We start from the raw sequence: 13517 nt of genomic DNA on the forward strand, positions 1-13517 counted from the left end.
GCCTCGCTCCCGGATCCTGCCGGGCCCGCGCAAGGACCGCGCGCGGTGCGAATGGTGGTGATACCGGGCGCCCCACGGGCCCCGGTTCTACATTGGGACGTAGCGTCCCCCCGCCGAGGTCCGGAGTCCACCATGCCGGTCACACAAACGCTCGAAGCGGATGTCCTGCGCCGCCAGGACCCCGAGCTCGCCGAGATCATCCTCGGGGAGCTCGACCGGCAGTCCACCACGCTCCAGCTGATCGCGGCCGAGAACTTCACCTCGCCCGCCGTGCTGGCCGCGCTCGGCTCGCCGCTCGCCAACAAGTACGCCGAGGGCTACCCCGGCGCCCGACATCACGGCGGGTGCGAGATCGTCGACGTCGCGGAGCGTCTCGCCGTCGACCGCGCCAAGGCGCTCTTCGGGTCCGCCCACGCCAACGTGCAGTCCCACTCGGGGTCTTCGGCGGTCCTCGCCGCGTACGCCGCCCTGCTGCGGCCCGGTGACACCGTGCTCGCCCTGGGACTGCCCTTCGGCGGTCACCTCACCCACGGTTCGCCCGCGAACTTCTCCGGCCGCTGGTTCGACTTCGTCGGATACGGCGTCGAGGCCGACAGCGGGCTCATCGACTACGCGCAGGTGCGCACGCTCGCCAGGACGCACCGGCCCAAGGCCCTGGTGTGCGGTTCGATCGCCTACCCGCGCCACATCGACTACGCCGCCTTCCGCGAGATCGCCGACGAGGTCGGCGCCTATCTCATCGCCGACGCCGCACATCCCATCGGGCTCGTGGCCGGGGGAGCCGCACCCAACCCGGTGCCGTACGCCGATGTCGTGTGCGCGACGACGCACAAGGTGCTGCGCGGTCCCCGCGGCGGAATGATCCTGTGCGGGGCGGAGCTGGCCGAGCGGGTCGACCGGGCGGTCTTCCCGTTCACCCAGGGCGGAGCGCAGATGCACACCATCGCCGCCAAGGCCGTCGCGTTCGGCGAGGCGGCGACCCCGGCCTTCACCGCCTACGCCCACCAGGTGGTCGCCAACGCGAAAGTGCTCGCGGAGCGACTGGCGGCGCAGGGCCTGCACATCACCACCGGCGGTACCGACACCCATCTGCTGGCCGCGGACCCGGCGCCGCTCGGCCTCGACGGACGCACCGCGCGCGGCCGCCTGGCCGCGGCGGGCATGGTCCTCGACACGTGTGCGCTTCCCCACGGGGACGCGCGCGGTCTGCGGCTGGGCACGGCCGCCCTGACCACGCAGGGCATGGGCGAGGCGGAGATGGTGTGGATCGCGGACCTGTTCGCCGGGGTGCTGCGCGAGGACGTCGACGCCAGGACCGCGCGTGAAGATGTGCGGGAGCTCACCGGAAGATTTCCGCCCTATCCGGACTGAGCGGGGGTACTCGCACACTCGTGCACAGCCACTCGTGCAACCATCGTCGCTACCCGGAAGTCCCCAACCATATGCGTGCATCGCTAGGGTGTGGGGCTGAGATGGCCAGCGAGACCTGTGGGGAAGCCCGTGCGTGAATACCTGCTGACGCTCTGCATCACGGCCGCGGTGACGTACCTGCTGACAGGACCGGTACGGAAATTCGCGATCGTGGCCGGAGCCATGCCGGAGATCCGTGCGCGCGACGTGCACCGGGAGCCCACTCCGCGTCTCGGCGGGATCGCGATGTTCTTCGGGCTGTGCGCGGGACTGCTGGTCGCCGACCACCTGAAGAACCTCAACGCGGTCTTCTCGAACTCCAACGAGCCGCGGGCACTGCTGTCCGGTGCCGCGCTGATCTGGCTCATCGGTGTCCTCGACGACAAGTTCGAGATCGACGCGTTGATCAAGCTGGGCGGTCAGATGATCGCCGCGGGCGTGATGGTCGTGCAGGGTCTGACGATCCTGTGGCTGCCCATCCCCGGCGTCGGCCTGGTGGCGCTCACCCAGTGGCAGGGCACGCTGCTGACCGTGGCCCTCGTCGTGATCACGATCAACGCGGTGAACTTCGTGGACGGCCTCGACGGCCTCGCCGCGGGCATGGTGTGCATCGCCTCCGCGGCGTTCTTCCTGTACGCGTACCGCATCTGGTACAGCTACGGCATCGAGGCCGCGGCCCCGGCGACGCTCTTCGCGGCCATCCTCATGGGCATGTGCCTCGGCTTCCTGCCGCACAACATGCATCCCGCGCGGATCTTCATGGGCGACTCCGGCTCGATGCTCATCGGGCTCGTGCTGGCGGCCGGCGCCATCTCCATCACCGGGCAGATCGACCCCGACGCGATGAACCTGTTCTCCGGTTCGGAGCGCAACACCGTGCACCAGACGGTGCCCGTCTACATCCCGCTGCTGCTCCCGCTGACGATCATCGCGGTGCCGGCCGCCGACCTGGTGCTGGCGATCGTGCGGCGCACCTGGCGCGGCCAGTCGCCGTTCGCCGCCGACCGCGGGCACCTGCACCACCGTCTCCTCGAGGTCGGGCACTCGCACAGCCGCGCGGTCCTGATCATGTACTTCTGGTCCGCGCTGATCGCCTTCGGCGCCCTCGCCTTCTCGGTGAACTCGGCGTCCATGTGGATCGTGCTCGGCATCGCCGCGCTCAGCGCGGTCGGCCTCGTCCTGCTCCTGCTGCCGCGCTTCACTCCGCGCGCCCCGCAGTGGGCCGAACGTCTCGTGCCGCCGCGCTACCGGCGCCGCAGGGCGGCCTCCTCCGCCGCCGCGGAGGCGGGGCAGGAGGTCACGCACGGGACGGCGGAGGCCGAGGAGCCGGACGAGGCGCGCGAGCACTGTGCGCCGGTCGTGGCGGGTGTTTCGGGAGTCAACGGAGCGACGGCCATCGGCCCCCGTTCGCGCTTCCTTGATGGGCGCAATGCCGGGTCGTCGCGCTGACGTGAAGGTAAGAATCTGACTAACGCGTGACCAAGTCGTGGGGGTGCAAAGCACCCCAATAACAGACAAGTCCACGCCGTTCTTGCACAGACGCGCAGGTTCACTCTCATGTGTGACAGCGAGCACACCAACCAGGTAAAGACCTCATCAAATAGTTTGTGATACGGTTCACGAGAACCCGGGATAGAGCCGAAGGACCGTAGTGCGACGGTTCCTTGGCGTGAGGTTCTCTCTCAGCCCGGGACTACGCTCGTCCATGACGACACGCCCCCCTTACAAGCGGAGTTGCCGCCATGCCGTCCAATGACGCCCGGATCCTCCTGCAGGCCGCTGTACCCACAGCTGCCGTCGGCGCAGTTGCCGCCGTCGTCAGTGGTGTGGTCGCCGGCGGCAAGGGAGCGATCGGGGCCGTCGTCGCGACGCTGGTCGTGATCCTCTTCATGGGGCTCGGGCTCTACGTCCTGCAGCGCACCGCCAAATCGCTTCCGCACCTGTTCCAGGCGATGGGTCTGCTGCTGTACACGGCGCAGATCCTGCTGCTGTTCGTCTTCGTCGCCGCGTTCAAGAACACGTCGCTGTTCAACCCCAAGGCCTTCGCGCTCACCCTGGTCGCCACCACGCTCGTGTGGATCGGCGCACAGGCGCGTGCCCACATGAAGGCCAAGATCCTTTACGTCGAACCCGACTCCTCGAAGGGCGACAAGCCCGAAAAGTCGGGGCACTCGTCGTGAGGGGTAGGGCCGGGATAAGTGCGCGTAAGAGATCCTGCTATCGTCCGGTGCCAACTGCGGCATCGCGGGCGCGGGCATCTGAGCTGACGCCTGCTCAATCGCGAGGCTTGATGCCCCACAGCCGCCCCCACATCCGTAACACCAGTCCAGTGCCGAACCGCGGCTGCGCGCCGCGCCGACACAACGAGGTTGCCGTACCTATGCGCCACGCTGAAGGAGCCCGCGGTGAGTGCTGACCCGACGCAGGTGCTCGCCTTCGAGACCGACTGCCACATCTTCGACGGCTGTGGCTTCCCGGCTCCCGGCCTGCACTCGTTCCTGTTCGAACCCCTCTGGGGCGACGGCGACAGCAACGTCTACTTCAACAAGACGATGCTCCTGGCGCTGCTCGGCTCGATCGTCATCATCGGCTTCTTCTGGGCCGCCTTCCGCAAGCCGAAGGTCGTCCCGGGCAAGCTGCAGATGATCGCCGAGGCGGGCTACGACTTCGTCCGCCGCGGCGTCGTCTACGAGACGATCGGCAAGAAGGAAGGCGAGAAGTACGTTCCGCTGGTCGTCTCGCTCTTCTTCTTCATCTGGATGATGAACCTCTGGTCGATCATTCCGGTCGCCCAGTTCCCGGTCACGGCGATCATCGCGTACCCCGCCGTTCTGGCACTGATCGTCTACGTCCTGTGGGTCTCGCTGACCTTCAAGCGGCACGGCTTCGTCGGTGCGCTCAAGAACTTCACCGGCTACGACAAGTCGCTCGGCCCGGTCCTCCCGCTGGCCATGTTCATCGAGTTCCTCTCGAACCTGATCGTCCGGCCGTTCACGCACGCCGTGCGACTCTTCGCGAACATGTTCGCGGGTCACACGCTGCTGCTGCTGTTCACGATCGCCAGCTGGTACCTGCTCAACGGCATCGGCATCGCGTACGCGGGTGTCTCGTTCATCATGACGCTCGTCATGACGGCCTTCGAGCTGTTCATCCAGGCACTGCAGGCGTACGTGTTCGTGCTGCTGACCTGCACCTTCATCCAGGGCGCGCTGGCCGAGCACCACTGAGCGCCGCCCCTTACGACCCCGCACTCGTCCGGTGGCCAACCCCCACCGGTCCGTAAAGAAAAGGAAGAACTGGCATGTCCCAGACCCTTGCCGCTGTCTCCGGCTCGCTCGGCTCGATCGGTTACGGCCTCGCGGCCATCGGCCCCGGCGTCGGCGTCGGCATCATCTTCGGTAACGGCACCCAGGCGCTCGCCCGTCAGCCTGAGGCCGCCGGTCTGATCCGCGCCAACCAGATCCTCGGCTTCGCCTTCTGTGAGGCGCTCGCCCTCATCGGTCTGGTCATGCCGTTCGTCTACGGCGTCTGATCCGGCCGATCAGCAACAGCCCACTAGACGAAAGGCACTGAAATGAGCCACCTGCTCATTCTGGCGGCCGAGGAGAAGGAAAACCCCCTCGTCCCGCCGATCCCCGAGCTTGTCATCGGACTGATCGCCTTCGTCATCGTCTTCGGCTTCCTGGCCTGGAAGCTCCTCCCGAACATCAACAAGGTTCTGGAGCAGCGTCGCGAGGCCATCGAGGGCGGTATCGAGAAGGCTGAGGCCGCTCAGACCGAGGCTCAGAGCGTTCTTGAGCAGTACAAGGCACAGCTCGCCGAGGCCCGGCACGAGGCGGCCCGTCTGCGCCAGGAGGCGCAGGAACAGGGCGCCACGCTCATCACCGAGATGCGTGCGGAAGGCCAGCGGCAGCGCGAGGAGATCGTCACCGCCGGTCACGCGCAGATCGAGGCGGACCGCAAGGCTGCCGCCCAGGCGCTGCGTCAGGACGTCGGCCAGCTGGCCACCGCCCTGGCCGGCAAGCTGGTCGGCGAGTCCCTCGAGGACCACGCCCGGCAGAGCCGTGTCATCGACCGCTTCCTCGACGAGCTTGAGGAGAAGGCCGAGGCAGCTCGATGACAGCGCACGGAGCGAGCCGCGAGGCATTCGCAGCAGCCCGTGAGCGTCTCGACGCGCTGACGGACTCGGCGTCCGTGGACGCGGCGCAGCTCGCCGACGAGCTGGCCGCCGTCACCGCGCTGCTCGATCGCGAGGTGTCGCTGCGTCGGGTCCTGACCGACCCGGCGCAGCCCGGCGAGGCCAAGGCCGAACTGGCGCAGCGCCTGCTCGGCGGCCAGGTGAGCGGCACGGCCGCCGACCTGGTGTCCGGCATGGTGCGTTCCCGCTGGTCGCAGCCCCGCGACCTGGTGGACGCGCTGGAGGAGCTGACCGCGACGGCCGACCTCACGGCCGCGCAGCGCAGCGGTGGACTCGACAACGTCGAGGACGAGCTGTTCCGGTTCGGCCGGATCGTCTCCTCGAACACCGAGCTGCGCGCCGCGCTGACCGACCGCGCCGCCTCCAAGGCGGCCAAGAGCGAGCTGCTGCGCAGCCTGCTCGGCGGCCGTGCCGACGTGACCACCGAGCGTCTGGTGACGCGCCTTGTGACCGCTCCGCGTGGACGTAGCCTGGAAGCGGGACTCGAGTCCCTGTCCAAGCTCGCCGCAGAGCGCCGCAACCGCGTGGTCGCCGTCGTCACCTCGGCGGTCCCGCTGAGCGACGGGCAGAAGCAGCGCCTCGGCGCCGCTCTGGCGAAGCTCTACGGCCGTCAGATGCACCTCAACCTCGACGTGGACCCCGAGGTCCTCGGCGGGATCCGGGTGCAGGTCGGCGACGAGGTCATCAACGGCTCCATCGCGGATCGACTTGAGGACGCAGGCCGCCGCCTGGCCGGCTAGCAGCAACTCAAAAAGAAGTACGTAATTACGGCCCTCGTTGGGCCGTGCAGAGGATTCACCTCTCTTAGGGGGGAGTCCCCATCCCCCCAAAGTGAAACTTCGGGCCCAACAAGGAGAGCAGGGAACCCAGATGGCGGAGCTCACGATCCGGCCGGAGGAGATCCGGGACGCGCTGGAGAACTTTGTCCAGTCGTACAAGCCGGACGCGGCCTCGCGCGAGGAGGTCGGTACGGTCACCCTTGCCGGCGACGGCATCGCGAAGGTCGAGGGCCTGCCCTCGGCCATGGCCAACGAACTGCTGAAGTTCGAGGACGGCACCCTCGGCCTCGCGCTGAACCTGGAAGAGCGCGAGATCGGCGCCATCGTCCTCGGCGAGTTCAGCGGCATCGAGGAGGGCCAGCCGGTGCAGCGCACCGGAGAGGTTCTGTCCGTCGCCGTCGGCGAGGGCTACCTCGGCCGCGTTGTCGACCCGCTCGGCAACCCGATTGACGGTCTCGGCGAGATCGAGACCACCGGCCGCCGCGCCCTCGAACTGCAGGCCCCCACGGTCATGCAGCGCAAGTCGGTGCACGAGCCGATGGAGACCGGCTACAAGGCCGTCGACGCGATGACCCCCGTCGGCCGTGGCCAGCGTCAGCTGATCATCGGCGACCGCCAGACCGGCAAGACCGCCCTGGCCGTCGACACGATCATCAACCAGCGCGACAACTGGCGCACCGGCGACCCGAAGAAGCAGGTCCGCTGCATCTACGTCGCCATCGGTCAGAAGGGCTCCACCATCGCCTCGGTGCGCGGTGCCCTGGAAGAGGCCGGCGCGCTCGAGTACACGACCATCGTCGCCGCCCCGGCGTCCGACCCGGCGGGCTTCAAGTACCTGGCGCCGTACACCGGTTCGGCCATCGGCCAGCAGTGGATGTACGAGGGCAAGCACGTCCTCATCATCTTCGACGACCTCTCGAAGCAGGCCGACGCCTACCGCGCCGTCTCCCTGCTGCTGCGCCGCCCGCCGGGCCGCGAGGCCTACCCGGGTGACGTCTTCTACCTGCACTCCCGTCTGCTGGAGCGTTGCGCGAAGCTCTCCGACGACATGGGCGCCGGTTCGATGACGGGTCTGCCGATCGTCGAGACCAAGGCGAACGACGTGTCGGCGTTCATCCCGACCAACGTCATCTCCATCACCGACGGCCAGTGCTTCCTGGAGTCGGACCTCTTCAACGCCGGTCAGCGTCCCGCGCTGAACGTCGGTATCTCCGTCTCCCGTGTCGGTGGTTCCGCCCAGCACAAGGCGATGAAGCAGGTCTCCGGCCGACTGCGCGTCGACCTCGCCCAGTTCCGTGAGCTGGAGGCGTTCGCCGCCTTCGGTTCCGACCTCGACGCCGCGTCGAAGTCGCAGCTGGAGCGCGGTCAGCGCATGGTCGAGCTGCTCAAGCAGGCTCAGTACCAGCCGATGCCGACCGAGGACCAGGTCGTCTCCGTGTGGGCCGGTACCACCGGCAAGATGGACGACGTGCCGGTCGCCGACATCCGCCGCTTCGAGAAGGAGCTCCTGGAGTACCTGCACCGCAAGGAGCAGGGCCTCATGACCTCCATCAAGGAGGGCGGCAAGATGTCGGACGACACGCTGACGGCCGTTGCCGACGCGATCGCGGACTTCAAGAAGCAGTTCGAGACCTCTGACGGCAAGCTGCTCGGCGAGGACGCTCCGGCCGCTGCCGCCAAGTGACGTAAGGAAGGGACCTGACTCATGGGAGCCCAGCTCCGGGTCTACAAGCGTCGCATCCGATCCGTCACCGCGACCAAGAAGATCACCAAGGCGATGGAGATGATCGCCGCCTCGCGCGTCGTCAAGGCGCAGCGCAAGGTGAGGGCCTCCACGCCGTACGCGACCGAGCTCACCCGCGCGGTCACGGCGGTCGGTACCGGTTCGAACACCAAGCACCCGCTGACCACGGAGGCGGAGACGGCGACCCGTTCCGCGGTGCTGCTCCTCACGAGCGACCGCGGACTGGCCGGCGCCTTCAACTCCAACGCCATCAAGGCCGCCGAGCAGCTGACGGCGCGCCTCGAGGCGGAGGGCAAGCAGGTCGACACGTACATCGTCGGCCGCCGCGGTGTCGCCCACTACAACTTCCGTGAGCGCAAGATCGCGGAGCAGTGGACGGGCTTCACCGACGAGCCCAGCTACGCGGACGCGAAGAAGGTCGCGGGTCCGCTCATCGAGGCCATCGAGAAGGAGACGGCGGACGGCGGCGTGGACGAGATCCACATCGTCTACACCGAGTTCGTCTCGATGATGACGCAGACGGCCATCGACGGCCGACTGCTTCCGCTTCGCCTCGAAGAGGTGGCGGAGGAGGCGTCCGGCAAGGGCGAGATCCTCCCGCTGTTCGAGTTCGAGCCGTCGGCGGAGGACGTCCTCGACGCCCTGCTGCCGCGCTACGTCGAGAGCCGTATCTACAACGCGCTGCTCCAGTCGGCTGCTTCCAAGCACGCCGCCACCCGCCGCGCGATGAAGTCGGCGACCGACAACGCGGGCGAGCTGATCAACACGCTCTCCCGTCTTGCCAACGCGGCCCGCCAGGCCGAAATCACCCAGGAAATCAGCGAGATCGTCGGTGGCGCCAGCGCCCTTGCCGACGCGACCGCGGGGAGTGACAAGTAATGACGACGACTTCAGAGACGGCCGTTGCCACGGGCCGCGTCGCCCGGGTCATCGGTCCGGTCGTCGACGTGGAGTTCCCCGTCGACGCGATGCCGGACATCTACAACGCCCTTCACGTCGAGGTGGCCGACCCGGCCAACGCCGGCGAGAAGAAGACGCTGACCCTGGAGGTCGCCCAGCACCTGGGTGACGGCCTGGTCCGCACGATCTCCATGCAGCCCACCGACGGTCTGGTCCGCCAGGCCCCGGTCACCGACACCGGCGACGGCATCACCGTCCCGGTCGGCGACTTCACCAAGGGCAAGGTGTTCAACACCCTCGGTGAGGTGCTGAACGTCGACGAGAAGTACACGGGCGAGCGCTGGTCCATCCACCGCAAGGCCCCCAACTTCGACGAGCTCGAGTCGAAGACCGAGATGTTCGAGACCGGCGTCAAGGTCATCGACCTTCTCACCCCGTACGTCAAGGGTGGAAAGATCGGTCTGTTCGGTGGTGCCGGCGTCGGCAAGACGGTGCTCATCCAGGAGATGATCTACCGCGTCGCCAACAACCACGACGGTGTCTCCGTGTTCGCCGGTGTCGGTGAGCGCACCCGTGAGGGCAACGACCTCATCGAGGAGATGTCGGACTCGGGCGTCATCGACAAGACCGCCCTTGTCTTCGGTCAGATGGACGAGCCCCCGGGCACCCGTCTGCGCGTGGCCCTGGCCGGTCTGACCATGGCGGAGTACTTCCGCGATGTGCAGAAGCAGGACGTGCTGTTCTTCATCGACAACATCTTCCGCTTCACCCAGGCCGGTTCCGAGGTCTCCACGCTGCTCGGCCGCATGCCCTCCGCGGTGGGCTACCAGCCGAACCTGGCCGACGAGATGGGTCTCCTCCAGGAGCGCATCACCTCGACCCGTGGTCACTCGATCACCTCGATGCAGGCGATCTACGTCCCCGCGGACGACCTGACCGACCCGGCCCCGGCCACCACGTTCGCCCATCTCGACGCGACGACGGTTCTGTCCCGTCCGATCTCCGAGAAGGGCATCTACCCGGCCGTGGACCCGCTGGACTCCACGTCCCGCATCCTGGACCCGCGCTACATCGCGCAGGACCACTACACCGCCGCGATGCGTGTGAAGTCGGTGCTGCAGAAGTACAAGGACCTCCAGGACATCATCGCGATCCTCGGTATCGACGAGCTGGGCGAAGAGGACAAGCTCACCGTCCACCGTGCCCGTCGCGTGGAGCGCTTCCTGTCCCAGAACACCCACGTCGCCAAGCAGTTCACCGGCGTCGACGGGTCGGACGTCCCGCTGGACGAGTCGATCGCGGCCTTCAACGCGATCATCGACGGTGAGTACGACCACTTCCCGGAGCAGGCGTTCTTCATGTGCGGTGGCCTGGAGGACCTCAAGGCCAACGCCAAGGAGCTCGGCGTCTCCTGAACCTCGTGTTCTGCGTGAGGGGGGCGGGGCCGCACCTCGCGGGGCGCGTCCCGTCCCCCTCCGTACGCCTACTAGACTTTGACCCAACACCCGGCAGCAACGCCGGGTGGTGACCCGAGGAGCCCACCTTGGCTGCTGAGCTGCACGTCGAGCTCGTCGCCGCGGACCGCAGTGTCTGGTCCGGCGAGGCCACCCTGGTCGTCGCGCGTACCGCGTCCGGCGACATCGGCGTCATGCCCGGTCACCAGCCGCTGCTCGGTGTGCTGGAGTCGGGCCCGGTGACCATCCGTACGAGTGATGGTGGAACGGTCGTCGCCGCGGTGCACGGCGGTTTCATCTCGTTCGCCGACAACAAGCTGTCACTGCTGGCCGAGATCGCCGAGCTGTCGGACGAGATCGACGTCCAGCGTGCGGAGCGGGAGCTCGAGCGCGCGAAGGCGGAGGGCGATGCCTCCGCCGAGCGTCGCGCGGACGTCCGCCTGCGGGCGGTGGCGGCGCGCTGACCCCAGCGCGCACGGAATGACGTGACTCAGCCGCGGCCGGGACTGGAGACATCCAGACCGGGCCGCGGCTGAGGCGATGCGGGTGCTTTTTTCCGTTTCATTACCTGCTTTACCTAGGAGACGAGGAGGTCGGTGTCGATGGTCCTCGCTCTGACTGTGTGTGGGTTGGTAGTGGCGCTCGTGGTCGTGGGCCTTTTCGTCTTCGGCCTCCGTCGTCGGCTGATCCAGCGGTCCGGCGGCACGTTCGACTGCAGCCTGCGGTGGGACGTCCCGGAGGACGGCGATCCCAGCGGAAAGGGCTGGAGCTACGGGGTGGCCCGCTACAACGGCGACCGCATCGAGTGGTATCGCGTCTTCTCCTACGCACCGCGCCCGCGTCGTGTGCTGGAGCGTTCCGCGATCGAGGTGGCCGGCCGCCGCGCCCCGGAGGGCGAGGAGGAGCTGGCCCTGCTCTCCGACGCCATCATCCTCGCCTGTCTGCACCGCGGGACACGGCTCGAACTGGCGATGAGCGAGGACGCCCTGACGGGATTCCTCGCGTGGCTGGAGGCCGCTCCACCCGGACAGCGGGTGAACGTGGCCTGAGAGGTCACGTCCACCCGCCGGGTGAGATGTCCCGGACCGGGTCCGGGGAGGGGCGTCGATGACGCCCCGGTGTTCCGACTTTCCTACGACAGGCCGCTGTTGATGGCGCTGACGAGTTCACCGTTGCTGGTGTCGCCGCTGAACTCCCAGAAGAACGCGCCGCCCAGGCCCTGGTTCTTGGCCCAGGTCATCTTGGTCCCGATGGTGGCCGGGGTGTCGTAGCTCCACCAGTTGCTGCCGCAGTGCGCGTACGCCGTTCCGGCGATGGTGCCGGTGGCGGGGCAGGACGTCTTGAGGACCTTGTAGTCCTCGATGCCCTGCTCGTACGTGCCGGCGGCGGGTCCGGTCGCGGTGCCGCCGGGGGCGTCCTGGGTGACGCCGGTCCAGCCGCGCCCGTAGAAGCCGATGCCGATCAGCAGCTTGCTCGCGGGCACGCCCTTCGCCTTGTACTTGGCGATCGCGTCGGCCGTGGTGAAGCCTGCCGTCGGGATGCCGCTGTACGAGGTGAGCGGGGAGTGCGGGGCCGTCGGGCCCTGGGCGGCCCAGGCGCCGAAGAAGTCGTACGTCATCACGTTGTACCAGTCGACGTACTGCGCGGCGCCCGCGTAGTCGGCGGCGTCGATCTTGCCGCCGGAGGAGCCGTCCGCGGTGGTGGCCGCGGTGACCAGGTTGTTCGAGCCGAACTTGGCGCGCAGCGCCTGCATCAGGTTCTTGTAGGCCGCCGCCCCGCTGGTGTCGCAGCTCAGGCCGCAGGCGTTCGGGTACTCCCAGTCGATGTCGATGCCGTCGAAGACGTCGGCCCAGCGCGGGTCCTCGACCAGGTTGTAGCAGGACTGGGCGAAGGCGGTCGGGTTGGCCGCCGCCTGCGCGAAGCCGCCGGACCAGGTCCAGCCGCCGAAGGACCACAGCACCTTGATGTTCGGGTACTTGGCCTTCAGCTGGCGCAGCTGGTTGAAGTTTCCGCGCAGCGGCTGGTCCCAGGTGTCGGCGGTACCGCTGACGGACTGGTCGGCGGTGAAGGCCTTGTCGTAGTCGGCGTAGGAGTCGCCGATGGCGCACTGGCCGTTCGTGACGTTGCCGAAGGCGTAGTTGATGTGCGTGATCTTGGCGGCGGAGCCGGACGTCACCAGGTTCTTGACGTTGTAGTTGCGGCCGTAGATGCCCCACTCGGTGAAGTAGCCGAGCCTGACCTTGTCGCCGGTGGGCGGCGGGTCGGTGGTGCCGCCCGTGGTGTGCACGGCGACCGCGCCGCTGACCGGTCCGGTCTGGTCGGCGGTGTCACGGGCCTGGACGGTGTACGAGTAGTCGGTGCCGGCGGTCAGGCCGGTGTCCGAGTACGAGGTCGTGGTCACGGTCGCGACCTTGGCGCCGTCGCGCAGGACGTCGTAGTTCTTGACGCCCTTGTCGTCGCTCGCGGCGGACCAGGACAGCTTCACCGAGGTGTCGGTGATCGCGGAGGCGGTCGGGGTGCCGGGCGCGGAGGGGGCCGCGTCCCCGGGGACGGTGGTGCCGTCACAACTGTCGCCGTTGAGCTTGCAGTTGGAGGGTGAGCCGGATCCGGAGCCGTTGAAGCCGAAGGAGACGGAGGCGCCCGCGGCGAGGGTGCCGTTGTAGGACTTGTTCTTGGCGGTCCAGTGGTTGCCGGAGGAGGTGACGTCGGCGTCCCAGGCCGAGGTGACCGATGTGCCGGAGGGGAAGTCCCACTCGACGGTCCAGGAACTGATGCTGGTGGTACCGGTGTTGGTGACCGTCCACTTGCCTTCGAAGCCGGTACCCCAGTCCTGGGTCTTGGTGTACGTGGCCTTGGCGCCGGCGGCCGCGTGGGCGGGGCCCGCGAGGCCGACCAGTGCGGCGAGGGGGAGGAGCAGGGTGGTGAGCCCCGCCACTGTTCTGTGTCGGGCTCTCTGCCGGAAGCGCATGATGCCTCTCCTCTTGAGTCTGATCGCCTGTGGGGGCCAGGCGGTGTCGTGGGCATGGCTAAGC

Annotated in this window: 13 protein-coding genes; 12 read left to right on the forward strand and 1 reads right to left on the reverse strand. The window is 68.0% G+C overall.

Features of this window, described 5'->3' with window-relative positions; translation table 11 throughout:
* Positions 1-132 precede the first annotated feature (132 nt).
* The 12 genes from ACZ4IF_RS37505 to ACZ4IF_RS37560 all read left to right on the forward strand — a co-directional run bounded on the left by ACZ4IF_RS37505 (position 133) and on the right by ACZ4IF_RS37560 (position 11534).
* On the forward strand, positions 133-1371 hold the full coding sequence (locus ACZ4IF_RS37505; protein ID WP_467571480.1) for a serine hydroxymethyltransferase: 1239 nt from the start codon (positions 133-135) through the stop codon (positions 1369-1371).
* A 129-nt stretch (positions 1372-1500) separates the two neighbouring features.
* Complete coding sequence (locus ACZ4IF_RS37510; RefSeq protein ID WP_467571483.1) at positions 1501-2859, forward strand: MraY family glycosyltransferase; 1359 nt, start codon at positions 1501-1503, stop codon at positions 2857-2859.
* Positions 2860-3152: 293 nt separating this feature from the next.
* Entirely contained in the window at positions 3153-3590 is a 438-nt protein-coding gene (locus tag ACZ4IF_RS37515; protein WP_095936674.1) for a hypothetical protein, read from the forward strand.
* 210 nt (positions 3591-3800) lie between these two features.
* Positions 3801-4637, forward strand: a complete 837-nt coding sequence (gene atpB, locus ACZ4IF_RS37520; RefSeq protein ID WP_359499905.1) for a F0F1 ATP synthase subunit A — start codon at positions 3801-3803, stop codon at positions 4635-4637.
* Positions 4638-4711: 74 nt separating this feature from the next.
* Complete coding sequence (gene atpE, locus ACZ4IF_RS37525) at positions 4712-4942, forward strand: ATP synthase F0 subunit C (RefSeq protein WP_031039373.1); 231 nt, start codon at positions 4712-4714, stop codon at positions 4940-4942.
* Between the two features lie 42 nt (positions 4943-4984).
* Positions 4985-5530: a F0F1 ATP synthase subunit B gene (locus ACZ4IF_RS37530; RefSeq protein ID WP_028804226.1), complete on the forward strand. Its 546-nt coding sequence runs from the start codon at positions 4985-4987 to the stop codon at positions 5528-5530.
* Positions 5527-6348 carry a F0F1 ATP synthase subunit delta gene (locus ACZ4IF_RS37535; RefSeq protein ID WP_095936676.1) on the forward strand — a complete coding sequence of 274 codons (822 nt, stop codon included), beginning with the start codon at positions 5527-5529 and terminating at the stop codon, positions 6346-6348. The genes ACZ4IF_RS37530 and ACZ4IF_RS37535 overlap by 4 nt, the downstream gene beginning before the upstream one ends.
* A 130-nt stretch (positions 6349-6478) precedes the next feature.
* On the forward strand, positions 6479-8071 hold the full coding sequence (gene atpA / locus ACZ4IF_RS37540; protein ID WP_028804228.1) for a F0F1 ATP synthase subunit alpha: 1593 nt from the start codon (positions 6479-6481) through the stop codon (positions 8069-8071).
* A gap of 21 nt (positions 8072-8092) precedes the next feature.
* Entirely contained in the window at positions 8093-9010 is a 918-nt protein-coding gene (locus ACZ4IF_RS37545; RefSeq protein WP_467571488.1) for a F0F1 ATP synthase subunit gamma, read from the forward strand.
* Positions 9010-10446: a F0F1 ATP synthase subunit beta gene (gene atpD / locus ACZ4IF_RS37550; protein WP_467571491.1), complete on the forward strand. Its 1437-nt coding sequence runs from the start codon at positions 9010-9012 to the stop codon at positions 10444-10446. Before ACZ4IF_RS37545 ends, atpD begins: the two co-directional genes overlap by 1 nt.
* A gap of 128 nt (positions 10447-10574) precedes the next feature.
* On the forward strand, positions 10575-10949 hold the full coding sequence (locus ACZ4IF_RS37555) for a F0F1 ATP synthase subunit epsilon (protein WP_028804231.1): 375 nt from the start codon (positions 10575-10577) through the stop codon (positions 10947-10949).
* Positions 10950-11087: 138 nt separating this feature from the next.
* On the forward strand, positions 11088-11534 hold the full coding sequence (locus ACZ4IF_RS37560; RefSeq protein WP_095936681.1) for a DUF2550 domain-containing protein: 447 nt from the start codon (positions 11088-11090) through the stop codon (positions 11532-11534).
* Positions 11535-11617: 83 nt separating this feature from the next.
* On the opposite strand, the gene ACZ4IF_RS37565 is transcribed toward ACZ4IF_RS37560, so the two are convergent.
* On the reverse strand, positions 11618-13453 hold the full coding sequence (locus tag ACZ4IF_RS37565) for a glycosyl hydrolase family 18 protein (protein ID WP_467571495.1): 1836 nt from the start codon (positions 13451-13453) through the stop codon (positions 11618-11620).
* Positions 13454-13517 lie beyond the last annotated feature (64 nt).

It is taken from the genome of Streptomyces sp. NPDC025784 (genome assembly GCF_055558435.1).

Excerpts from the sequence above, each read along its gene's own strand:
- ACZ4IF_RS37505 (WP_467571480.1), top strand. The coding sequence starts at position 133 with ATGCCGGTCACACAAACGCTCGAAGCGGATGTCCTGCGCCGCCAGGAC.
- ACZ4IF_RS37515 (WP_095936674.1), top strand. The coding sequence starts at position 3,153 with ATGCCGTCCAATGACGCCCGGATCCTCCTGCAGGCCGCTGTACCCACA.
- atpE (WP_031039373.1), top strand. The coding sequence starts at position 4,712 with ATGTCCCAGACCCTTGCCGCTGTCTCCGGCTCGCTCGGCTCGATCGGT.
- ACZ4IF_RS37530 (WP_028804226.1), top strand. The coding sequence starts at position 4,985 with ATGAGCCACCTGCTCATTCTGGCGGCCGAGGAGAAGGAAAACCCCCTC.
- ACZ4IF_RS37535 (WP_095936676.1), top strand. The coding sequence starts at position 5,527 with ATGACAGCGCACGGAGCGAGCCGCGAGGCATTCGCAGCAGCCCGTGAG.
- atpA (WP_028804228.1), top strand. The coding sequence starts at position 6,479 with ATGGCGGAGCTCACGATCCGGCCGGAGGAGATCCGGGACGCGCTGGAG.
- ACZ4IF_RS37545 (WP_467571488.1), top strand. The coding sequence starts at position 8,093 with ATGGGAGCCCAGCTCCGGGTCTACAAGCGTCGCATCCGATCCGTCACC.
- atpD (WP_467571491.1), top strand. The coding sequence starts at position 9,010 with ATGACGACGACTTCAGAGACGGCCGTTGCCACGGGCCGCGTCGCCCGG.
- ACZ4IF_RS37560 (WP_095936681.1), top strand. The coding sequence starts at position 11,088 with ATGGTCCTCGCTCTGACTGTGTGTGGGTTGGTAGTGGCGCTCGTGGTC.
- ACZ4IF_RS37565 (WP_467571495.1), bottom strand. The coding sequence starts at position 13,453 with ATGCGCTTCCGGCAGAGAGCCCGACACAGAACAGTGGCGGGGCTCACC.